The sequence below is a fragment of the Pseudomonas sp. c313 genome (assembly GCF_055407145.1).
Genome location: NZ_JBUZRD010000002.1, coordinates 538,513 through 560,915, shown reverse-complemented (window position 1 = coordinate 560,915; position 22,403 = coordinate 538,513). Strand labels below are relative to the sequence as shown.

The following is a 22,403-nucleotide window of genomic DNA, read 5'->3' as shown; positions in this document are numbered from 1 at the left end:
GGTAGCCTTATAGCCGACCGGAGGGGCGGGTGTTCGTCGGTCTGGATCAAATAATGTGGGAGCTGTCGAACTTTAGCGCAGATACGGGACCTGTTTTAATCCTCCCGAAACAAGTCATGGGCATCCAGCAACCGATACGCAATCTCCGGCTGTTTCTCCAGCCCTTTGCGAATTGCCGTCGGGATCAACTTGCGGGTCTTGCGGCACAGCCCCGGCAACTCGTCGATGACAATCTCAATCCCGCGCATGGTTTTCACTTCAGTGTGGCCGGGAGCAACGTGCACGCAGATGCCCAGTTGCTGGTACATCAGCTGTTGCATGCGTTCCAGGTCCGGCAGGCTTTGCAGATTCTCAAGGCGTTCGAGCAGGCGTTTTTCTTCCTGGCGGGTCAGGTGCAGGATGCGCTGGTCTGCGTCGGGGGCATCAAGCAATTGCTCACGCTCGCAATCGCAGGCGCCGGGTGGGCAGGGTTGGCGAACCGTCATGAAAACTCCCTCCCCACACCCGTGTTGATGGCTTAGTAGCTCAACTGGACGCCAAGGCTGCCCAGGGCCTTCCAGTACTCAGGATAGGTCTTGCCCACGCAGTCGGGGTCCTGAATTTTGATCCCCGCGACTTTCAGTCCCGCCAAGGCAAAGCACATGGCGATGCGGTGGTCGGCGTGGGTGTCGATCAACGCGTTGCACGAGGTGCCGGCTAACGCCGGATCGCTGGCCACCAGCAAGTCATCACCTTCGATGGTCGCCAAGCCGGGACGAATTTCGTTGAGACCGTCGTGCAGCGCCTGGACCCGGTCACATTCCTTGACCCGCAGGTTAGCCAATTCGGTGAAGCGCACCGGCGTGTTGTTGAACGCGGCCAGCACGGCGAGGGTCGGGATGGCGTCCTGCATTTGCGAACCGATGACCGTGGCCGGCATGTGTGGGAACTGCGCGATCACGGCCTGGGCCATGGCGTCGGGCTGGGTGAAGTCTTGTGGGGCAACGCCCAGGTCGATGGCGCCGCCGGTGAGGACTTCGGCGGCCCACAAGTAGGTGGCGGCGGAAGCGTCGGGTTCGATCAGGTAGTTATTGGCGGTATAGCCGGTGGGCGCCACGCGCCAGGTACTTTCGTCGACGACTTCGATCTGGGCACCGAAGGCGCGCATGCAATCGAGCGTCAGGTCAACGTAGCCACGAGCGCCAATGTCCTTGCCGGTCAGGGCTACTTCAATGGGCGCTTCGCCGCATGCCGCCAGCATCAACAGCGCCGAGACGTACTGGCTCGACAGGCCACCGTCGATCTCGAAGCGCTTGGCCTTGACCTGACCACTACCGTGGACGGTCACCGGAGGGCAACCTGTCGGGCTGTCGGCCTCGATACCGTTCTGGTTCAGGGTCGCCAGCAAGGGGCCGATGGGGCGCTTTTGCATGTACTCGTCGCCGTCCAGTATCACCGTGCCTTGCACCGTGGCCACCGCCGCCGTCAGGAAGCGCATCGCAGTCCCGGCATTGCCGAGAAACAGCGGCTGTGGGGGCAATTGCAGCTTGCCCTGGCCTGTGACGACGAAGGTCACGTCATCCGGCTCATCAATGACCACGCCCATCTGCCGCAAGGCCACCGACATATGGCGGGTGTCGTCGCTTTTCAACGCGCCGCTCAGGCGGCTGGTGCCCTTGGCCAGGGCCGCCAGCAACAGAGCGCGGTTGGTAATGGATTTGGAGCCGGGGGGCGCTACCTTGCCGTTCAGTGGAAAGTTGGGCGGTGTAACGGTCACGGTTTTCTGCGAACTCAAGGTACAAGGCTCCTGATTCAAGGCGGTGGTGGCGTGGAGTGGCCGGCTGGCGGAGACGAATAATCGGCCAAAGACGATGCCCTTGTCGAGCAGGGATCGTTGTGAGTGCCCGCAAGCAGGGATGCCACTGGTCGGCGTTGTCGAGAAGCCTGTCGATTGAGCGCCTGATGGATCGACTACAAGAGAGAACGGCTCGTTTCAATCCTGGTCGTTCATACCTTCCAATCAGGAGAGTGATCATGTCTTACATCGATGGTTGTGTTATCGCAGTGCCCACCGCCAATCGTGAGCGGTTTATCCAGCATGCCAAGGCCGCGGCGGCGGTGTTCAAGGAGTACGGTGCGCTGAATATCGTCGAGTGCTGGGGGGACGACGTGCCCCAGGGCCAGGTGACCTCGCTGCCCATGGCGGTCAAGCTCAAGGACGATGAAACGGTGGTGTTTTCCTGGATCGTCTGGCCGTCGCGGCAGGTGCGCGACGCGGGGATGAGCAAGGTGATGGAAGACCCGCGCATGAAGGCCGACGTCAATCCGATGCCCTTTGACGGGCAACGGATGATCTATGGCGGCTTTGAGATGATCCTCAATAGCTGAGGGGTTAGCGCTTGGCCAACCAGTAATCGTGCAACGCCCGCGCTGCCGGCTCGATGGCGCTGACCCGCTGCTGATGCAAACCTACGTCAAGATCGGCAGGCAATTCGAAGTTGTCCTGCTCCGCGCACCAGGAAATCTTTTCCAACTGCTCGGCTTGTTCGGCGGGCAGTTGCGGCCAGTTGCCCACGGCTGCGCCACGGATATAACCGAAGCACCATTCCTCGGCCAGGGTCAGCGGCTGATCCTGGTGCTCAGTTTCTTCAAAGCGGGCCTTGAAGCCTTGGGCGTTCACTGCCAACTGGGTGGCAATGGCGTTCATATGGCGCACGCACAGGTCGATAAATTGCTTGGCTTCGTCAGTGCTTTCCCAGTCCGGGTTCTGGCCACCCCAGATGGCCGGGAACCACTCGGCGACGTCCACCTGAGCCGGGCTGGATACCAGGGCGGTGAAGTAACCGTCGAGTTCGGCCAGGTTCAGCACCGAGTGGTCGTCGCCGTACTTCAACAGAATGTCTTCGATGGACTCGAAATCGGCAGGGGCGAGGGGTTGGTCGTGCATGGAAATATCCTTTGTTCGTCGAGCGCCGCTGATGGGGCGGCTTAAAGCGCGGAGGATGGCGCTTGTGGGCGTTTTAATCCAGCGCCTTAATGTTGCGCGACCACTCAAATCACCTTCACCGCCCGCCCAATCGCCTGAATCGGCCCCGTCGGCTTACCCGTCGGCGAACCGCTTGGGTTCTCCAGGGTCATCTCGAACAATTGGTTCGGCGCCAGCGGCGGCAGTTTATCCAGCGGCACCGACAGCGTCTGCCCCGGCTTGACCAGCCCCAGGGACACCGGCCCTTGCCAGCCATCGCCTTTGGTCCAGAACTCCAGCGCCTTGTCCGCCGGGATTTCCATGACGCCCAGCGGTATCAGCTGAATCTGCTGATCGTTGCTCGCCTGGATGACCCAGCCCGGCGTCTGGCTTTGCGGCGCCATCAGCACCACCACGTAGGCCGTCGGGTTGACCGCTGCCGTGCGGGTCAGCAGTAATGTTGCCAGCACCAGGCTCGCTACCATGCCGGCACCCGCCAAACCACGCCACAGGGCCAGGAGGTTCCACCACGACACCGCCGAGCCCCCGACGGCGGGCCGTACCGAATGACCCAGGCTGCGTTCGATCCGTCGCCACAGGTACACCGAGGGCGTGACAGGCTCGGCCAACGCCGTCAGCGGCAACAACCGTTGCTCCCAGGCATCGACTGCCGTTCGCAGGTCGGCGTCCTGTTCCAGGCGCTGTTGCACGTGCATGCGTTGCTCGGCCGACAAGGTGCCCAGTACATATTCGTTCGCCAGCTCATCCAGCTCGCGAGGTGTGCTCTTTATCGTCATGCCATGCACTCACGCAGTGCCGCGAGGCTACGTTTGATCCAGGCTTTGACGGTCCCCAGGGGGGTGCCCAGTTTCTGTGCGATTTCGCTGTGGGAATAACCATCGACATAGGCATGCAACACGCAGCTGCGTCGGACCGGCTCCAAATGTTCCAGGCATTGGTAAATCTGCCCTGTGCGGGCACGGTATTCGAAGGTGTCGACGGGCGCTTCGGCGGTCAGTGTCTGTTCGTGCTCTGCACTGAGCGGCACTTCACGGCCATTGTTGCGTACGAAGTTGAGCGCCATGTGCCGGGTCACGCTGAAGATCCAGCCACGGGCCGAGCCTCTGTCGGGATCGAAACCGGCGGCGCCGTTCCATATGTTGATAAAGGCGTCATGCACGATGTCTTCCGCCAGGGCCTTATCCCGCACGATACGCTGGGCCACGCCCAGAAGATGGGCGCTTTCCTGTTCATACAGTTGACGCAAGGCCTGCTGCTCGCCTCGGGCACATGTCAACAGGCAGGCTTCATAGTCAAAAGAGGGTTCGGGCAAGGTTCGGGCCACCAGGACAAGGTCAAGCCCCGGCCAAATAAGACCGGGGTGTTATCGGAGCAGCGTAGATGACTTTGCTCTCGAGGCAAATTAATTGGCTGCCCAGAAAATGTAGTCCGCCTGATACTTCACCACTTCCTGCTTGCCTTTATTGGCCGCCGTGCATTCGGAGCTCGGCGCCACGCCGCCCTTGAGCGCGACGCGCTGGATATAGCTGACGCCACTCATGGCGCCCTTGCCCTCAGCCGGGTTGGCCTTGACTAATTGGTAGGGCAGGTTGCCAGCGCTGGACGGTGCGACGGCCAATTGGGTGCCGGTGACTTTCGAGCCGTCCTTGGCTTGCCAGGTGGCTGGCGGGCCAAAGTAAGTGCCGACCTGCTTGCCGCTGCGGTCATTGAGCACAGCCTTGGGGCCGACGAAGAACCATTCGGTCTGCCCGACGGCATTGGCCTTGTCGCGGCATTCGTAGGTGATTTCGCCAACACCGGTGGTTTCCATGGCCACCTTGTGTCCGTCCGGCACCTTGATGCTGTCGGGCAACCCGGTCTGGGCAAAGGCTGCCGGAGCGGCAGCGAGCAGGCAGGTCAGGCAGAGCAGTGATTGAACGTTCATCGGTCTCTCTCCGTAAGGGTGAACAACTGGGCAGCGGTGTGGCTGCTTCCTGTACTACTCACCGCGAGATCAAACGGATGCACTGATTGAAAAATAAATCGGTGGCAGACATTAGTCCCATGCCGACGTGAAGCCCTTGGCTTCGACGAACAGCAGTCGCACACTGTGACCCCGTAATACCCGAGGAGTGATTGGCAATGACCGGTGTTCACACGTCTGCTCAACAGGGGTTCTCTACCCAGGCTGCCACTTACGCCCAGGGCCGACCGGACTACCCACGGCAACTGACCGGCTGGCTGACCGAGGCACTGCAGATCAATGCGCAGTCCACGGTGGTCGACCTGGGAGCCGGGACCGGCAAGTTCACCCGCCTGCTGAGCACTGTTGCGCCGACAGTGATTGCCGTCGAACCTGTAGCAGCCATGGCCGCGCAGTTGACGAAGGGAATGCCGGATGTGCATCTCTTGACAGGTACCGCCGAAGCTATTCCCCTTGAGGACGCCAGTGCCGACGCCCTGGTCTGCGCCCAGTCCTTCCACTGGTTTTCCACGCAAGCGGCATTGCGGGAAATCCACCGAGTGCTCAAGCCCGGTGGCTGCCTGGGGCTAATCTGGAATGTGCGGGATGAGTCGGTGGATTGGGTCGCGGCCATTACTGCGATCATCACGCCCTACGAGGGCGACACGCCGCGCTTTCATACCGGGCAGTGGCGCGAGGCGTTCACCGGAGAGTATTTCTTGGCACCGCAAATGTCCTGTTTCCCCTACACCCATGTTGGCAGCCCACAAGAGGTGATCATGGACCGCTTCCTGTCAGTGAGCTTTATCGCCGCGTTGCCGGCCGACAAGAAAGCGACGGTGACCGAACAACTGCACACCTTGATCCACACTCACCCAGCCTTGCGCGGCCGCGACACGGTGGCTTTCCCGTATCAGACCCAGGCTTATAGATGTCTGCGTGTGGACTGAATCAATCGAGCTGACAAAAAGGCATAAAGTCAGATCGTATTGATATAAGTAGTTATAAGAAAAATCGCTATGCTGCGGCCAGGATTTTATAAGGCCGTAGGTAGTTGTAATGGATGTGGGTAATTTTGGTTTCGTTGTCGCAGGCCTGCTTGTTGGATTTATCGTCGGTATGACCGGTGTGGGCGGGGGCTCGTTGATGACCCCGATCCTGTTGTGGTTTGGTATCAACCCAGCCACCGCCGTGGGCACCGACCTGCTGTACGCCGCCATCACCAAGGCTGGTGGGGTGCTGGTTCACGGCAAAAACAAGAACATCGACTGGACCATCACCGGCTGGCTGACCCTGGGCAGCGTGCCGGCAGTGTTGCTGACGCTGTGGTTTCTCAAGAGCCTGCACACCGACCCCACCGCCATGAACGAGGTGATCAAGCAGGCGTTGGGCGTGGTACTGCTGTTGACGGCCATGGCAATTCTGTTCAAGAAAAAGCTGTTGGCCTTCGCGCAACGTCATGCCGGCGATCACTACCACATGAGCCCGCGCAACCTGAACGGGCTGACAGTGGTCACTGGCGTGATCCTCGGCACCATGGTTGCGCTGACCTCCATCGGCGCCGGCGCCCTGGGCACCGTGGCGCTGTTTATCCTGTACCCGTTCCTGGCCACCAAACGCCTGGTGGGCACCGAAATCGCCCATGCGGTGCCGCTGACCCTGGTCGCAGGCCTTGGGCACGCGAGCATGGGCAACATGGATTGGCATCTGCTGGGGTTTCTGCTGATGGGCTCGCTGCCGGGGATCTACGTGGGCAGCCATATGTCCGGAAGGGTGCCGGACGAGCTCCTGCGCCCTTGCCTGGCGGTGATGCTGGGGTTGATCGGGTACAAGCTTGCGTTTTGAAACAGCCGCCACAACAAGCTTCTCTTCAGCATTTTGCCGATTACGAGCGCGACTTATCCAGCCACTCCACCGCCGTACGCCAGATACAAATCCCCAGGAAGTACGCCGACATCAACAGCCACAAGCCCATGGTCAGGCCATTGGTGTACGGCTGGTCGATCACCAGCAATAGGCTGCACAGCAACCACACCGTGGTCACCGCAATGTTGAGTGGCATAAAACGCTTGACCCGGAACGGGTGCAGGAACTTCATCGGGGTTATGGTCAGCAGCGCCAGGCCGATCACGGTCAAAAGCGTTACCCAGGCGGACGGGTCGATGATGTAGACACACAGTGCAACCACATTCCAGGCGGCGGGGAAGCCCTGGAAATAATTGTCCTTGCTCTTCATGTTGACGTTGCAAAAGCAGAACAGCGAAGAGACCAGGATCACCGACACCGTGAACAGGTGCGTGAAGTCCGGCAAGTCGATATAGCGGTAGATAAACAGTGCCGGGATAAACACGTAGGTCAGGTAGTCGATCACCAAGTCCAGCACCGAGCCATCAAAGCTGGGCAGCACCGTCTGTACATTGACCCGGCGCGCCAACGAGCCGTCGACGCCATCTACTACCAGCGCCAGGCCCAGCCACAGCAGGCAGGCCTTGGGCTGATTCTCCAGCAACGCCAGGGTCGCCAGAAACGCCAACACCACGCCAGTGGCGGTAAAGCCGTGGGCGCCCCAGGCTTTGAGTCTGGCTACATGTAGGGTCGATATCACAGGGGCGTTCTCCAGAAGGTGAAACGGGGCAGCCGACGGGTGTGACACCGTCGAATCTGGCCAAAGGGTGCAAGTATCGACCGGGAAGGAGGGAATAAGGTTCACCACCCGGGGTAAGGGTTAGCGTAGCAAGCGCTGGGCGCTATGACATCAGCCTTGACGAAAGACCAGCGCCTTCAGGCCGCTTTGTGGATCGATATCAGGGAATTCCGGCGGGTTTTCCAGCCGTTGCTCAAAACGCAGGCTGGGTGCTTCGCGGGTCACGCCGTCGATCAGGAAATCTTCGCCAAACGCCGGGTCATTCATGCACGCCAGCACCGTGCCTTTTGGCGTGAGCAAGTCTGGCAGGCGGCGCAAGACGCGCTGGTAGTCCTTGGTCAGCAAAAAGCTGCCCTTTTGAAAGGACGGCGGGTCGATGATCACCAGATCATAAGGGCCGCTGCTGGTGACCTTGGCCCAGGACTTGAACAGGTCATGTCCCAGAAAGCTCACTTTCCCCAAGTCATGGCCATTGAGCCGATGATTGTCGCGACCTCGGCTTAGGGCGCCACGGGCCATGTCCAGGTTGACCACATGGGTGGCCCCACCTTCGATGGCCGCCACGGAAAAACCGCAGGTGTAGGCGAACAGGTTCAACACCCGCAGGCCCTGGGCATGCTCGCGGACCCAGTTGCGGCCGTAGCGCATGTCGAGAAACAGACCGCTGTTCTGTTTTTTACCCAGGTCGATGAGATAGCGCAGGCCGCCCTCGGTGAGGGTCAACTCGTCGACGATCTCCCCCAGCAGCCACTCGGTGGTGCTTTGCGGCAGGTAGCGGTGTTGCAGAGCCAGGGTATGGGCACCGGACTGCTGCCATTGGCTGGATGCGGTGATGTGCGTCAACAGCTGTTTCAAGGCTGCCAGCTCTGTCGCCTCGGGTTCCTTGAACAGTGACACCAGCACCACGCCTTGCAGCCAGTCTACGGTCAACTGTTCCAGGCCAGGCCAGCAACGACCACGGCCGTGGAACAGGCGCCGAGTCTCCGTGGGGGCGGTTTGCAGGGCGGTGAGCAAATGAGCGTTGAGGGTGGCGAGTGCGTCTGGGTTCATCGGGCAGCGTCGGTCATTGAGCGGGCGGCATTTTAAACACAATTGCGGGGTTTAAGGGGGTTGAAGCACAACGTGCTCGTAATGCTGGTTTTGGCAGTTATTCATGCTCAAAAAATAGGCTTGATCGGCCTATAACAGTCAAAAATTCCTCTGGCGCCGGCATAAACTGGAAAAAAGCCTGGAGGTAGCCCATGAACGGTTTCGCGAGTGCAATGAGTCAGACGGCGACAGACCAGCAAGAGCTGGCCGAATGGCGTGACGCCCTGGCATCGCTGGTAGCCAATGCCGGGCCCGCGCGAGCCAGGGAGATCCTCGACATGCTGGCGGCGCACCCGCCATCGCCTGGAAGCCGCGTCACGGCACGCCCTACATCAACAGCATCGCCGTGGACCAGCAAGCGCGTTTCCCCGGCGACCTGGCCACCGAAGAACGGCTAGCCTCGGTGGTGCGCTGGAATGCCCTGGCCATGGTAGTACGGGCCAACCAGGCCTATGGCGAGTTGGGCGGCCATATCGCCAGCTATGCCAGTGCCGCGGATTTGTTCGAGGTGGGCTTCAACCATTTCTTCCGCGCCCGTAATGACGGTTTCGGCGGCGACCTGGTGTTCTATCAGCCCCATTCTGCTCCCGGTATTTACGCCAGGGCCTTCCTTGAAGGCCGCTTGAACGAAGCCGATCTTGAGCACTATCGCCAGGAAATCGGTGCGCTCAAGGTCGGTGCCCGAGGGTTGTCCAGCTACCCCCATCCGTGGCTGATGCCGGACTTCTGGCAATTTCCCACCGGCTCCATGGGCATTGGGCCCATCAGCTCGATCTTCCAGGCGCGGTTTATGCGTTATCTGCAGCATCGCGGCTTGCAGGACACCACCGGCCGCCACGTCTGGGGTGTCTTCGGCGACGGCGAAATGGACGAGCCGGAAAGCATGTCAGCGCTGACCCTGGCCGCCCGGGAAGGCCTGGATAACCTGACCTGGGTGGTCAATTGCAACCTGCAACGCCTCGACGGCCCAGTGCGCGGCAATGGCCGAATCATTGACGAGCTGGAAGCGTTGTTTGCCGGCGCCGGCTGGAACGTGATCAAGCTGGTGTGGGGCTCGGACTGGGATGGCTTGCTGGCGCGCGATGCAGATGGCTCGCTGGTGCGCACCTTGTCCCAGACCGTGGACGGACAATTTCAGACCTTTGCCGCCAAGGACGGCGCCTACAACCGCGAGCATTTCTTCGGCCAAAGCGAAGCCCTGGCCAAATTGGTAGAAGGCTTGAGTGACGAGCAGATCGACCGTCTCAAGCGCGGGGGCCACGATATGGTGAAAATCCATGCCGCTTACCACGCCGCGCGCCTGGTAAAAGGCCGCCCGACGGTGATCCTGGCACAGACCAAAAAGGGCTTCGGTATGGGCGAGGCGGGTCAGGGCAAGATGACCACTCACCAACAGAAAAAACTCGACCGTGATGCCTTGATCGCCTTTCGCAATCGCTTCCAGTTGCCGCTGTCGGACGAACAGGCCGAGTCCCTGAGCTTCTATAAACCGGCTGATGACAGCGCCGAAATGCGCTATCTGCACCAGCGCCGTGCTGCCTTGGGCGGTTATGTACCTGGCCGCGTCCAGCAAGCGGAGCCTGTAGGCGTGCCACCGATGGCAGGCTATGCCAGCTTCGCAACCCAGGCGGGAGGCAAGGAAATGTCCACTACCATGGCCTTTGTGCGGATGCTCAGCAACCTGCTCAAGGACAAGGCCCTTGGGCCGCGCATCGTGCCGATCGTGGCGGACGAAGCGCGGACCTTCGGCATGGCCAACCTGTTCAAGCAGATCGGCATTTACTCCAGCGTCGGCCAGCGTTACGAGCCGGAAGACATCGGCTCGACCCTGATGAACGAAAACTACCCGCAGCCCACGCTGCCGGAAGGTGTCGAGGCGGCAATCATCAAGGGCATGTACCGTCTCAGCGAACAGGCCAGCGGCAAGGTACGCCTGCTCGGCTCCGGCACGCTGGTGCGCGAAGCCCAGGCTGCCGCGCAATTGCTGGCGGACGATTGGCAGGTGCAAAGCGAGGTGTACAGCGTCACCAGTTTCAGCGAACTGGCGCGGGAAGCGCGGGAGGTGGAACGCTGGAACCGTCTGCATCCTGGGCAAGCACCACACCACAGCCATTTGGCCGACTGTTTGCCCAAAGGCGCACCGGTGATTGCAGTGTCTGACTACGTGCGGGCGGTGCCGCAAATGATTGCTTCGTACCTGGATTCGGCTTTCACGGTACTAGGCACCGATGGCTTTGGTCGCAGCGATACACGTGCGGCGTTGCGGGATTTCTTTGAGGTGGACCGCTATCACATCGTGTTGGCAGCGCTCACGGCATTGGCGGAGCAGGGGAGCCTGGATCGCGAGGTATGCCAACAGGCGATTGAACGTTATGGGTTGCAGACGGAGCGAGGCGCGTCCTGGACCTGCTGAAATCTTCTAAACAATGAAGATTAAAGGTGGGAGCTGGCTGGCCTGCGATAACGGTGTACCCGTCGATAAAACGGCTGACTGACACTGCGCTATCGCAGGCAAGCCACACTTGTTTTGCGGCGTTTTAGATACTGGCTATCAAAGGCGCACCAAACGCCTCCCTGAGAAACCCAGGCGCGATGTAGCGCTGATAGTGCGCTTCGGAAAGCAGGAAAAACTCTCGATCAATGGCATCCCGCAGATCAGTCAGATTGCGCTCACGGAACTCCGGCAGCAACGCCAGCCCATAAGCATCCAACTTCGAAATCACCCGTGCGCCCCGGGCAATCAACTGATACGCCCAGCAATACGGTGACTGCTGCGGCATAAAACGGATCTTGCGGTCTTCCAGTTGCTGACGCAGGCGTGGTGCATCGAATACCTCAAGCTTGCTGGTCATGACCTGCACCAGCAATTGTTCGAGGCGCAGCCACACGGCTTGCTTCTCTTCACCGCTGTAGCCATTCCATTGAATGACCTCATGGTGATAACGCTTACAGCCCCGGCATACCAGGTCCCCGTAAACGGTGGAGCACAGGCCGACGCAGGGTGTCTTGATGGTTTGATTGGGCATAAATAGCTGTTTTGCGGGATTTTTGAGGGCACCGGAATCGGGTTCGAAAACAGGATCAATGTGGGAGCTGGAGTGCCTGCGATGCAGGCGACTCGGTGTATCAGCAAGCTCCCACACTAGGTCTCGATCAATCCCAGCTAAGCGCACCGCCAGTCTGATATTCGATCACGCGGGTCTCAAAGAAATTCTTCTCTTTCTTCAAGTCCATGATCTCGCTCATCCATGGGAACGGGTTCGTGGTCCCTGGATACTCTTCCTTCAAGCCAATCTGCGACAGGCGACGGTTAGCGATGAACTTGAGGTAGTCCTCCATCATCGCCGCATTCATCCCCAACACCCCGCGCGGCATGGTGTCGCGAGCGTATTCAATCTCCAGTTGCGTCCCTTGCAGGATCATCTGGGTCGCTTCTTCCTTCATTTCGGCATCCCACAAGTGTGGGTTTTCGATTTTGATCTGGTTGATCACGTCGATACCGAAGTTCAGGTGCATCGATTCATCGCGCAGGATGTATTGGAACTGCTCGGCGACGCCGGTCATTTTGTTGCGGCGGCCCATGGATAGGATCTGGGTGAAGCCGCAGTAGAAGAAGATGCCTTCCAGGACGCAGTAGTAGGCGACCAGGTTGCGCAGCAGCTCTTTGTCGGTGTCGACGGTGCCGGTTTCGAACTTTGGATCGGAGATGGCACGGGTGTATTTCAGGCCCCAGGCTGCCTTTTTGGCGACCGATGGGATCTCGTGGTACATGTTGAAGATCTCGCCTTCATCCATGGCCAGCGATTCGATGCAGTATTGGTAGGCGTGGGTGTGGATCGCTTCTTCGAAGGCCTGGCGCAGGATGTACTGGCGGCACTCCGGGTTGGTGATCAGGCGGTACACGGCCAGGACTAGGTTATTGGCGACCAACGAATCAGCAGTGGAGAAGAAGCCCAGGTTGCGCATGACGATGCGGCGTTCGTCGTCGGTCAGGCCTTCGGGGTCTTTCCACAGGGCGATGTCGGCGGTCATGTTGACCTCTTGCGGCATCCAGTGGTTGGCGCAGCCGTCGAGGTATTTCTGCCAGGCCCAGTCGTACTTGAAGGGCACGAGTTGGTTGAGGTCGGCGCGGCAGTTGATCATGCGCTTTTCGTCGACGGCGACGCGGGCGGCAGCACCTTCCAACTCGGCGAGGCCTTCGGCGACATCGAGTTTGTCCAGGGCGGCCTTGGCGCGCACGATCGCGGCGGAGTCATTGGCGGTGACGGCGCGGGCTTCGATGGCGGCGGCAGCGCCGGCACCGTCGAGGCGGTCCATGTTGGCTTCGGTGGCGTGGCCGGCGTTGGCGCCTTTGATGACTACGTCGCGGGTGTCTTCTTTATCGACTTCATCCCAACTCAGCATTGAAAATACTCCTTCCTGGTCCGTTCTGACGGCGTGGGTGACTGCTGTTCACCGCGTTCAAAAATGCTCTGCTTGCAGGCTTCAAGGCATTGAAATACTGCACGCAGTGTGGTCTGTCTTTGACGGCTCCGCACACTATGTAGTGGTGATTAGTTGGTGTTGGCACACTATATGGTGTTTGTCTGTGGTGGTCAACGCGCAGAAAGTACGGTCTTGAGCGGCTGGCAAACCCTTTGTTGGCTATAAAGCCCGGTGTCGATCGAGATCATCAAGATGGAACGGTCGTTTTAGCCCGCTTGTTGCCACTGGCCAACCGTCTCGGCACTGATGCTTACACCGCCGCAGACGATGATCACCACGTCCTGCGCCTCGGCAATCGCCGGGTGATCCAGATAAGCCACCGCCAGCGACACCCCGCACGCGGGCTCCACCAACTGGCGCAGGTCATCGGCGTAGCGAGCAACACCCATCATCGCCTCGGCATCGCTCAGCACCACGCATTGATGGGGGAAACCCTGGATATGTTCAACCGGCCACCCCGCAACCTGCGTGGCGGCGAGGGACTTGGCGATGGTGTCGATTTTCGCCAGTCGCACGGGATGCCCGGCGTCCACGGCGGCGGCAAACGACGCGGCGCCCTGGGTCTCGCAAGCGATGACCTTGCAGTCATAACGCTCGTGGCGTTCTAGCCCCACCAACACACCTGCCAGCAACCCGCCGCCGCCCACGGAAGTGACAATGGCATCAACCTGGGGGCAATCCTCAAGAATCTCGTCGACCATGCTGCTATGGCCTTCCCACAGCAGCGGGTGATCGAAAGCCGGCACATACAGCGCATCCGGCGCTTCGGCCAGTTGCAGCGCCAACTGATTGGACTCATCCCAAAGATCACCGTGCACCACCACTTCAGCGCCGGCCCGCTGGATACGTGCGCGGGTCGCCTGCGGTGTCGTCGTTGGCACCACGATTCGCGCGTGTAAACCCAACCCCCGTGCCGCCACCGCCGTCGCCAACCCGGCATTGCCGCCGGACGGGCAGACCACTGTCGTCTTGCCCTGGCTGGCGGCGTAGGCACAGAGGGTGTTCATCCCCCGCAACTTGAACGAGCCGCAGGGTTGCAGGTTTTCCAGCTTGAGCCAGATCCGCCGGCTGGGTGTGGAGAGGCCTGGGTGCAGAATCAAGGGGGTACGAATCGGCAGCATTGCGCAATTTCCTTATTGGTAGGCCTTCCATCATAAGGGTGGCAGCCCCGCAGCGTATATCCGACTGCGTGCGGGGCTAGCTTGATCCGACGTGGGCAAGGGTCTAATGGCGAACAGCGGACCGACTAGAAATCAGCAATAAACTGCACCCCCCGACCACCGCACCATTGGTTTCCTTCAACCCACCCGGGTATTTCACGTATTGCAGGTTGGGTCGCACCATCAGCCATTTGGTCGCCTGTACGCCGTAGTTGATCTCGTAGCTGTACTCCCGGCGTTGCTCGGGAACGTACAACGGGTCGTCCATGGAGCTCTCACCGTTGCGGGCGTTGAGCATTTGCGTGTTGCGGGTGTAGTCGTTGCTGACCGTAAGCTTTGACGCCACGCTTGGCGTTGCCGCCGCCGAACACTTCCATGGTCGCGGTCAGGCCGAGGATCAGGGGCTCAGGCCGTTCCAGTCGCCGAGCATGGCGGGTGAGTTGGCATCGAGAAAGCCGGCGCTCACGGCGCTGGTGGAAAAGGCGCCGCATAACAGGGCCTGGTGGTGGCGCTGCCGGTGGAACTGGAGGTGCAGCTTGAGCCATTTGGGCTGCGGCTGCGCAAGGGGGAGCCGGTGAGTCGGGAGTTGGGGCTGTTTATTGATTTGCTCAGGCAAAAGGCGGCGCTGCTCGATACCCGCTTTTTGTAGGCGCGAGGGGGTTGGCAAAAAGAACATGGTGCGTCGCTGGGATATTAATTAGAATTAATCTCATTTGAGATTAACTCGCGCCGCGCAGGTTTGTTTGCCATGAATGATGCAGTAATGCCAATGCCCGTCGCAGAGCCCAGCCTTCACAGTTTGTACCGCGACCACCGCAGTTGGCTGGAAAGCTGGTTGCGGCGCCGGCTGGGCAATGCCTGGGATGCGGCCGACCTCAGTCAGGACACGTTCCTGCGGGTGCTGGCCAGCGCCCAGCCGATTGCGCAACTTCAGGAGCCCCGGGCCTATCTGGTCACGGTGGGCAAGCGTCTGCTGGTCAACTTCCATCAGCGCCGCAGCCTGGAGCAGGCCTATTTGAATGCCCTGGCGCGCTTGCCGGAAGACTGTGTGCCGTCGCCCGAACAGCGCTGGCTGCTGCTGGAAACCCTGCAAGCGCTGGATGAGTTGCTCGACGGCTTGCCACCAGCTGTGCGTCGGGCGTTTCTCTGGAGCCAACTGGAAGGCTTGGGTTATCGCGAGATTGCTGAGCGGCTCAAGGTCTCGGAACGCACGGTCAAGCGCTATATGGCCCAGGCGTATGAGCATTGCCTGTTGGTGGAGCTGTGAGTCGCAGCGGGCCGTCGCCCGAAGCGCGCCAGGTCGCCCGGGCTGCCGCGCAGTGGCTGGCGTTGCTGGAGTCGGGCAGCGCCACCGAGCGCGATCATGCCGGGCTGCAACAATGGCGCGACAGCCACACCCGCCATGAACAGGCCTGGCAAAAGGCGCAGTTGCTGCGCCAACGCTTTGCCCAATTACCCCAGGCGTTGGCCATGGCCAGCCTGGATCGGCCGCAACCGGGCCGGCGCGCGGTGCTCAAGCGCGCCTTGGGCGTGGCGGCATTGGTGCCGGCGGCGTGGTTGCTCAGCCGGCAATTGCCCATCGACGTCTGGCGCGCCGACCTGCACACCGCCACGGGCGAGCGCAAACAAGTTCCGCTGGCCGACGGCAGCAGTCTGCAACTCAATACCGCCAGCGCAGTGGACGTGGACCTGGCCCAGCGCCGCCTGACACTGGTGGATGGCGAGTTGGCGCTGACGGTACCGGGCAAAGCACCGTTGACCGTGCAGACTCGCTACGGCCAGGTCATCGTCAGTCAGGCCGAGGTCTGTGTGCGGCAGTTGCCTGATGGATGCCAGGTGTCGGTGCTCAAGGGCGCGGTTCAGGTGCGCGATGGTCGCGGGCAAGTCGCAACCTTGCAAGGCGGCCAACAAGCGCGACTGCAAAGCACCGGCCTTGGTCCGATGAGTCCGTTCGATGCCTTGCAACTGGGCTGGCGCGACGGTGTGCTGACTGCGCAGAACCAGCCGTTGGGCGACTTCCTGCGCGAACTCGAACGTTATCGACCCGGCGTGCTGCGCTGGGCCCCGAGCCTGGAAACCCTGCGAGTCACCGGCAGCTTTCGCCTGGAAGACACCGACCGCATTCTTGGCCTGCTGGCCTCGACCCTGGCGCTGGAGGTGCATTCGCGCACGCGTTATTGGGTCACATTGACGCCCCGCAAAAAACTGGCCTGAGGCATTTGTTGTGGCGAGCGGGCTTGCCGCAATGGTGTTCGGATTAATTAATTGAAAAGACCGTGTCCCCTTTTTTCGCGTCGCTTGTCATCCAAGGCAAGTGAACGAAAACAGAGAGCCTTTTAAATGCCCGTCGTCCCGCCATCGCTGTTGCGCCTGAGTCTTGTGCTGAGCCTGAGTGCCAGCCCGTTGTTTGTTCCTGTGAGCTGGGCCGAGGACGCGGCCCGGCGCAGTTATGAGGTGCCGGCCGGCAGCCTGGGCACGGCGCTGACCCGCTTCGCCGGGCTGGCTGGGGTCAACCTTTCGGTAGACCCGGCCCTGGTGAGCGGTCGCAACAGCGCCGGGATCTCCGGTGAATTTGCCGTTGAGGAAGGCTTCGCCCGCTTGCTCCAGGGTTCCGGCCTGCAATTGCAGGCGGTGGGTGATCGCGCCTACACCTTGATCCCTGCGCCGCAAAGCGGCAGCTACCAACTGCCCGCTACTTCAATTCTTGGTATCGGTGCCACGCCAGTGGCTGAAACCTATGCCGGTGACCAAGTCACCCGCAAAGGTGCCCAAGGTATGTTGGGGGAGGCTGACTTTTTGGACACGCCTTTCAACCTCACTTCCTACACCGCCAAAGCGGTGAAAAACCTGCAGGCGCGTACCCTTGGCGAGATGGTTGCCAGCGACCCGTCGGTGCGCATCACCAACCCGGCGGGCGGGCGTTTTGAGCAGTTCTCGGTACGCGGTTTCAGCCTGTTTAACAGTGATGTGTCCTACGGTGGCCTGTACGGCGTGCTGCCGACCTACGCCATCGACATGGAAATGGTCGAGCGCGTCGACATCCTCAAAGGCCCCGGCGCCTTGCTCGGCGGCATCGCCCCGCGGGGCAGCGTTGGCGGCAATATCAATATTGAACCCAAGCGCGCGACCGACGCACCGATCACCGAATTTACCGGCAGCTATGCCTCGGCCGGGCAGTTCGGCGGCGCAGTGGATATCGGCCGGCGCTTCGGTGAAGAGCAGCAGTTTGGCGTGCGTTTCAACGGCGTGAAGCAATCCGGTGATACCGAGTGGGATCACCAGAGCGTGGATCGGGAAATGGCCGTGATCGGCCTGGATTTTCGCAAGGAACGGGTGCGCTTGTCCCTCGACCTGGGTCGCCAGGAACGTACCGCCGACGCACCGCAGGAACGGGTCGAAATCGCCAAGGGCAGTGTGATGCCCAAGGCCGAGGACATCCGCCGTAACTTCGCCCAGTCCTGGACCTGGTCCCACACCAAGGACACCTTCGGCGCGGTACGTGGTGAGTTTGACGTGAATGATTCGCTGATGGTCTACGCCTCGGCGGGGGCGCGCAAAGGTAACTACGACTTCCTGCGCCATGGGGTGCAGAGTACCCAGAGCAACGGCGATTTTACCGTTGTGCCGCGCAGTTTTCGCCGCGATGAAGACGTCAAGACCGTCACCGTCGGCGCCCGCAGCTGGTTCAATACGGGCCCTGTGGGACACACCATCAACGTCAGCCTGAACCGCTTCAACATGGACTTCGACAATGCCGGCGAGCGCTACACCCCCGGCAAGAGCAACCTCTACAACCCGGTTGTATTGCCCAAGCCCGGCAAGGCCGTGCGCTGGGACACCAGCACCCACACCGAAGACCGTTTCACCAGCCTGGCCCTGGCCGATACCCTCAGCTTTCTCGATGACCGCGTACTGCTGACGCTGGGTGCACGCTTGCAAAAGGTCGAGGTGACGTCCTGGAGCAACGGGGTGAAGGACCAACCGGAATATGACGAGCAAGCGCTGTCGCCAGCCCTCGGGCTGGTGGTGAAAGTCACTGACCAGTTCTCGCTTTACAGCAATTACATGGAAGGTTTGAGCCAGGGCGAAACGGCACCGTCAAGCGGGGTGAACAACGAAAACGCGATCTTCCCACCCACTAAAAGCAAGCAGGTGGAAGTCGGCGCCAAGTACGATATGGGCAGCTTCGGGATGACCGCCAGCGTGTTCCGCATCAATCAACCGGCGTACGGCATCGACGAGCAAAACAACTTCAAGCCTAACGGCGAGTTGCGCAACCAAGGCGTGGAGTTGACGGTGTTTGGCGAGCCCATTGAACATGTCCGATTGCTGGGTGGTGTGATGCTGCTGGACAGCGAGCAAACCAAAACCGCCAAGGGCCTGACCGACGGCAAGCGCGGCACTGGCTCCCCGGTGGCCAACGTCAACCTCGGCGCCGAATGGGACATCCAACACCTGCAAGGCCTGACCCTGACTGCCCGCGCCATCCACACCGGTTCGCAATACCTGGACGCGGCCAACCAGCAAAAAATCGACAACTGGGAACGCTATGACCTTGGCGCGCGCTACACCTTCAAAGTCGACGACAAACCGATCACCGTGCGCGCCACTGTAGAGAACGTATTGAACACCACCTATTGGGCCTCGGCCGCCACCTCATCCGACAGCGCCCCTGGCTTGACCCTGTCAACGCCGCGTACCTGGCTGGTGTCGGCAACGGTAGGATTCTGATCTCTATCACGGCGAGCGCGCAATCTGTGGCGAGGGGCAAGTCTTCTCTTCTTATTCATTTATGGAATAAATAAATAGTTATATATTCTTTTTGTTGTTGTTTCGGATAGCGCATTTTGAGGGCCTGCGCATTCGTGCGGATTGACCCAACAGCTAAAGGAAAGCCGACATGACCATCAAAGCGATCAACGTGCGCAACCAGTTCAAAGGCGTGATCAAGGAAATCCTGATCGGCGAAGTGGTGTCCGAGATTGACGTGCAAACCGCATCCGGCGTCGTGACGTCAGTGATCACCACCCGTTCGGTACGTGACCTGGAATTGAAGGTGGGTAGCGAGGTGATTGCTTTCGTCAAATCGACAGAAGTCTCCATCGCCAAGCTGTGAAGCTGCTGATCGTTCCCGCGCCTGGGAACGATCAGCACGTATCAACCGATGGCCTCAGCGCAGGCGCAAACTGCGCTCCATGCGCTGGAGACCTTCTTCGAGCAACGCCCTTGGGCAGCCGAAGTTCAAGCGCACAAATTGTTGGCTATCATCGCCGAACTCCAGACCGGCGCTGAGGCCGACTTTCGCCTGTTCCAGGAAAAATCGCTGCGGATCTTCCAGGCCCAATGCGCTGCAATCGAGCCACGCCAGATAAGTACCTTGTGGTGCATGCATCAGCACGCCCGGCAAACGGGTACGCACAGCATCTACCAGGTAATCGCGATTGCCTTGCAGGTAGTTGACCAGCGCCTCCAGCCACTCGCCGCACTGGCTGTAAGCTGCCCATGTCGCTTCCAGGCCCAAGGGGCTGACGCTGTCGACCATGCCGCAGCGCGCGCGGTTGAAGCGCTCGCGTATCACCGGGTCCTGAACCACGGCAAAGCAGGTTTTCAAGCCAGCGATGTTGTAGGCCTTGCTGGCCGACATCAGCGTGATGGTGCGCTGGGCAATCTCCGGGCTCAGGCTCGCCGTGGGGATGTGCCGACGCCCGTCGAAGCACAGGTCTGCATGGATTTCATCGGAAATAATCAGCGCGCCTTGCTCCAGGCAGGCAGTGGCCACCGCCATCAATTCTTCGCGGGGGAACACTTTACCCAGCGGGTTGTGCGGGTTGCTCAGCAGCAGGGCGCCGGCGCCGGTCAGCGCTTGGCGCAAGGCGGGCAGCGGGGTGAGGTATTCGCCTGCTTCGCTCAGTTCAAACGGTACTTCTATCTTTGGCAGGTTCCAGTTGCCCGGTGCGTTGCGCAGCGGGCAATAGTTGGGGGTCTGCAACACCACCGGTTGCCCCGGTTGGACGAAAGCATGCAGCGCCATGTTGAACCCTGGCTCTACACCGGGCAGGAACAGCAGTTCATCGGGCTGCACGCGCCACGCATACTTGTTCCACAAGTCGGCGACGATAGCCTCGCGAACTTGCGGGCGGGCGACGCTATAGCCGAGCATCTGTTGGTCCAGACGCTGGTGCAGCGCCTCCAGAATGGCCGCTGGCGCGGCGATGTCCATATCGGCAATCCACATCGGCAGAACGTCTTGCGGGTAGCGACTCCACTTGGTGCTGCCGGTACCGAGGCGGGGGTGGATCGTATCGAAATCGAAGCTCATGGGGGGCTCGTGTCTGTGGGGCTGGCGTGCAATGGCGCTGATTCTAACGCCATAAAACCTACACGCCAGAGCTGATTGCCCGTTTGCCCTCATTTGATTTGAAGCGCGTCATCGCCAGAGTACGTGAGGCGTGTTTAGCGATTCACTATTTTTGCCGGCAAGGCGATCACCAGGAAGCTGCTGAGAATCAGGCAGCCTGCGAAAAACCACAAGGGCCCGGCGCTGCTGCCTGTGACGTCGATAGCAACCCCCATCAACGAGTTGCTCACCAGCCCTGCTATGTTTGCCAGCGAGCAGGCCAGGGCAAAACCGGTGGCCGCTGCGGTGCCTTTAAGAAAGGTCGCCGGCAGGCTGAAGAACACCGGTACGGCGCCGATGATCGCCGCCGAGGCAATGGCAAACAGGGCCACGGTGGCGACCACGTTATGGGTGAAAAAGGTGCTGCTGGCCATGGCCACGGCGCCCACCAAAAACGGCACGATGATGTGCCAGCGGCGTTCGCGGTGTTTATCGGAGCTGGCGCCGATCAGCAGCATGCCCAACAGCGCGGCGACGCTTGGCAGGGCCGTGAGGATGCCAATGTGGAAGGTGTCGGTAACCCCGGCGTTGCGGATAAAGGTTGGCATCCAGAAACCCATGGCATAGGCGCTGAGCAGGATCGAGAAGTCGATACCGCCGAGCATCCACACTTTGAGGTTGAAGAAGCCGTCGCGCAAGCTGTGCTTGCTGCTGGCACTGTCGGCATCGTCTTTGCGCAACTCGCTTTCCAGCAGGGATTTTTCTTCCGGTGACAGCCATTTGGCTTGCTGATAGGTGTTAGGCAGAGCCCAGAAAGTCAGCACACCGAGCAATACGCTGGGCACCGCTTCGATCAGGAACAGCCACTGCCAGCCGCGCAGGCCGCCCACGTGGTCGAAGTGGCCCATGATCCAGCCGGACAACGGCCCGCCAATCACGCTGGACAGCGGCAGGCCGATCATGAACAGGGCAATGACCCGCCCGCGGCGATAGGTGGGAAACCAGGTGGTCAGGTAGTACAGAACCCCCGGCAGGAACCCGGCTTCGGCGGCGCCGAGCAAAAAACGCAGGATATAGAACTGGGTGGTGGAGGTGACCAGCATGGTGCAGGCCGAGAGCAGGCCCCAAGTGGTCATGATCCGTGCGATCCAGATCTTCGCGCCGACCTTTTCCAGCACCAGGTTGCTGGGCACTTCAAAGATGATATAGCCGACAAAGAACAGGCCGGCGCCCAGGCCGAAGGCGGTTTCGCTGAACTGCAACTGGTCGAGCATTTGCAGTTTGGCGAAGCCGATATTGATCCGGTCCAGGTAGGCGGCCAGATAGCAAAAGCACAGGAAGGGAATCAGCTTCCAGGTGATCTTGTGGTAAAGCGCGTGGATCGGGTCGGCCATTGGGTGTTTCCTGGCAGTGACTTATGGTTTTTATAGAAGCGCTTTTTTCAGCACTTTGCAGTGCTATAGAGCGACGTCCAAAGGCAGTGTCAGAAGATTGAGACGCTGCAGGTATTTGGCAGTCATTTGTGGCGAGGGAGCTTACTCCCGTTGGGTCGCGAAGCGAGCCCAGAAGGCCTGCCACGTTCTGGAATTAGAGCACGGGTTGGGTGGATGCCGGTCTTCTTGCTCTCCATCAACGGCGTCTCCTGCTCGGCGTGAAGGCCCGGAATATAGTCTGGGCATTATTCCGTCACCGACAGGCTCTGTCATAAAAACGCCATGGCGCTGGGGGTTGGATTCGAAAGAGGCTACTTTTATGGCTTCCAATAAATAGAGTATCCATGG

21 protein-coding genes and 2 pseudogenes are annotated in these 22,403 nt (G+C 60.3%); 9 read left to right on the top strand and 14 right to left on the bottom strand.

Annotated elements, in window-relative coordinates:
- Positions 1-95 precede the first annotated feature (95 nt).
- Together ACZRKZ_RS07490 and aroA are read right to left on the bottom strand one after the other, a co-directional pair.
- Entirely contained in the window at positions 96-485 is a 390-nt protein-coding gene (locus ACZRKZ_RS07490) for a hypothetical protein (protein ID WP_463981230.1), read from the bottom strand.
- Between the two features lie 32 nt (positions 486-517).
- The gene (gene aroA, locus ACZRKZ_RS07485; RefSeq protein WP_463981229.1) at positions 518-1,774 is read right to left on the bottom strand and encodes a 3-phosphoshikimate 1-carboxyvinyltransferase; all 1,257 of its coding nucleotides are present in this window, start codon (positions 1,772-1,774) and stop codon (positions 518-520) included.
- Between the two features lie 239 nt (positions 1,775-2,013).
- On the opposite strand from aroA, the gene ACZRKZ_RS07480 reads away from it, so the two are divergent.
- Entirely contained in the window at positions 2,014-2,367 is a 354-nt protein-coding gene (locus ACZRKZ_RS07480; protein WP_463981228.1) for a DUF1428 domain-containing protein, read from the top strand.
- 4 nt (positions 2,368-2,371) lie between these two features.
- Here ACZRKZ_RS07480 and ACZRKZ_RS07475 read toward each other — a convergent pair whose 3' ends face one another.
- From ACZRKZ_RS07475 to ACZRKZ_RS07460, 4 genes are all read right to left on the bottom strand, one after another.
- A complete protein-coding gene (locus ACZRKZ_RS07475) occupies positions 2,372-2,926 on the bottom strand; it encodes a UPF0149 family protein (RefSeq protein ID WP_463969576.1) in 555 nt (184 codons plus the stop codon).
- Between the two features lie 104 nt (positions 2,927-3,030).
- Positions 3,031-3,741, bottom strand: a complete 711-nt coding sequence (locus tag ACZRKZ_RS07470; RefSeq protein ID WP_463981227.1) for an anti-sigma factor — start codon at positions 3,739-3,741, stop codon at positions 3,031-3,033.
- A complete protein-coding gene (locus ACZRKZ_RS07465; protein ID WP_463981226.1) occupies positions 3,738-4,277 on the bottom strand; it encodes a sigma-70 family RNA polymerase sigma factor in 540 nt (179 codons plus the stop codon). The genes ACZRKZ_RS07470 and ACZRKZ_RS07465 overlap by 4 nt, the downstream gene beginning before the upstream one ends.
- Positions 4,278-4,367: 90 nt before the next feature.
- Positions 4,368-4,889 carry a DUF3455 domain-containing protein gene (locus ACZRKZ_RS07460; RefSeq protein ID WP_463981225.1) on the bottom strand — a complete coding sequence of 174 codons (522 nt, stop codon included), beginning with the start codon at positions 4,887-4,889 and terminating at the stop codon, positions 4,368-4,370.
- Positions 4,890-5,086: 197 nt separating this feature from the next.
- Here ACZRKZ_RS07460 and ACZRKZ_RS07455 point away from each other — a divergent pair, with 197 nt between their 5' ends.
- Complete coding sequence (locus tag ACZRKZ_RS07455) at positions 5,087-5,857, top strand: class I SAM-dependent methyltransferase (protein ID WP_463969580.1); 771 nt, start codon at positions 5,087-5,089, stop codon at positions 5,855-5,857.
- 109 nt (positions 5,858-5,966) lie between these two features.
- Positions 5,967-6,752 (top strand): sulfite exporter TauE/SafE family protein, encoded by a 786-nt coding sequence (locus tag ACZRKZ_RS07450; protein WP_463981224.1) that lies wholly within the window; start codon positions 5,967-5,969, stop codon positions 6,750-6,752.
- 40 nt (positions 6,753-6,792) lie between these two features.
- On the opposite strand, the gene pcsA is transcribed toward ACZRKZ_RS07450, so the two are convergent.
- Together pcsA and ACZRKZ_RS07440 are read right to left on the bottom strand one after the other, a co-directional pair.
- Entirely contained in the window at positions 6,793-7,512 is a 720-nt protein-coding gene (pcsA, locus tag ACZRKZ_RS07445; RefSeq protein ID WP_463981223.1) for a phosphatidylcholine synthase, read from the bottom strand.
- Between the two features lie 150 nt (positions 7,513-7,662).
- Positions 7,663-8,601 (bottom strand): class I SAM-dependent methyltransferase, encoded by a 939-nt coding sequence (locus ACZRKZ_RS07440; protein WP_133103367.1) that lies wholly within the window; start codon positions 8,599-8,601, stop codon positions 7,663-7,665.
- 191 nt (positions 8,602-8,792) lie between these two features.
- Here ACZRKZ_RS07440 and ACZRKZ_RS07435 point away from each other — a divergent pair.
- Positions 8,793-11,053 (top strand): annotated as a pseudogene (locus ACZRKZ_RS07435) (transketolase-like TK C-terminal-containing protein).
- Positions 11,054-11,177: 124 nt separating this feature from the next.
- On the opposite strand, the gene ACZRKZ_RS07430 reads toward ACZRKZ_RS07435, so the two are convergent.
- The 4 genes from ACZRKZ_RS07430 to ACZRKZ_RS07415 all read right to left on the bottom strand — a co-directional run bounded on the left by ACZRKZ_RS07430 (position 11,178) and on the right by ACZRKZ_RS07415 (position 14,631).
- Positions 11,178-11,666 (bottom strand): DUF1289 domain-containing protein, encoded by a 489-nt coding sequence (locus ACZRKZ_RS07430; protein ID WP_149414558.1) that lies wholly within the window; start codon positions 11,664-11,666, stop codon positions 11,178-11,180.
- A 127-nt stretch (positions 11,667-11,793) separates the two neighbouring features.
- Positions 11,794-13,044: a ribonucleotide-diphosphate reductase subunit beta gene (locus tag ACZRKZ_RS07425; protein ID WP_463981222.1), complete on the bottom strand. Its 1,251-nt coding sequence runs from the start codon at positions 13,042-13,044 to the stop codon at positions 11,794-11,796.
- A gap of 287 nt (positions 13,045-13,331) precedes the next feature.
- Positions 13,332-14,246, bottom strand: a complete 915-nt coding sequence (locus ACZRKZ_RS07420; protein WP_463981221.1) for a pyridoxal-phosphate dependent enzyme — start codon at positions 14,244-14,246, stop codon at positions 13,332-13,334.
- A 103-nt stretch (positions 14,247-14,349) separates the two neighbouring features.
- A complete protein-coding gene (locus ACZRKZ_RS07415; RefSeq protein ID WP_463981220.1) occupies positions 14,350-14,631 on the bottom strand; it encodes a carbohydrate porin in 282 nt (93 codons plus the stop codon).
- Positions 14,632-14,781: 150 nt separating this feature from the next.
- Between ACZRKZ_RS07415 and ACZRKZ_RS07410 the strand changes: the two are divergent.
- The 5 genes and pseudogenes from ACZRKZ_RS07410 to ACZRKZ_RS07390 all read left to right on the top strand — a co-directional run.
- A pseudogene (locus ACZRKZ_RS07410) lies at positions 14,782-14,934 on the top strand (LysR family transcriptional regulator); the annotation flags it as partial.
- A gap of 99 nt (positions 14,935-15,033) precedes the next feature.
- Positions 15,034-15,552 carry a sigma-70 family RNA polymerase sigma factor gene (locus ACZRKZ_RS07405; RefSeq protein WP_463981219.1) on the top strand — a complete coding sequence of 173 codons (519 nt, stop codon included), beginning with the start codon at positions 15,034-15,036 and terminating at the stop codon, positions 15,550-15,552.
- On the top strand, positions 15,549-16,499 hold the full coding sequence (locus ACZRKZ_RS07400; RefSeq protein ID WP_463981218.1) for a FecR domain-containing protein: 951 nt from the start codon (positions 15,549-15,551) through the stop codon (positions 16,497-16,499). The genes ACZRKZ_RS07405 and ACZRKZ_RS07400 overlap by 4 nt, the downstream gene beginning before the upstream one ends.
- 126 nt (positions 16,500-16,625) lie before the next feature.
- The gene (locus tag ACZRKZ_RS07395; RefSeq protein ID WP_463981217.1) at positions 16,626-19,016 is read left to right on the top strand and encodes a TonB-dependent siderophore receptor; all 2,391 of its coding nucleotides are present in this window, start codon (positions 16,626-16,628) and stop codon (positions 19,014-19,016) included.
- Positions 19,017-19,185: 169 nt separating this feature from the next.
- Complete coding sequence (locus ACZRKZ_RS07390; RefSeq protein WP_133102741.1) at positions 19,186-19,401, top strand: TOBE domain-containing protein; 216 nt, start codon at positions 19,186-19,188, stop codon at positions 19,399-19,401.
- Between the two features lie 54 nt (positions 19,402-19,455).
- On the opposite strand, the gene ACZRKZ_RS07385 is transcribed toward ACZRKZ_RS07390, so the two are convergent.
- Positions 19,456-20,604, bottom strand: a complete 1,149-nt coding sequence (locus ACZRKZ_RS07385) for a MalY/PatB family protein (protein WP_463981216.1) — start codon at positions 20,602-20,604, stop codon at positions 19,456-19,458.
- Between the two features lie 134 nt (positions 20,605-20,738).
- Entirely contained in the window at positions 20,739-22,016 is a 1,278-nt protein-coding gene (locus ACZRKZ_RS07380) for an MFS transporter (RefSeq protein ID WP_463981215.1), read from the bottom strand.
- Positions 22,017-22,403 lie beyond the last annotated feature (387 nt).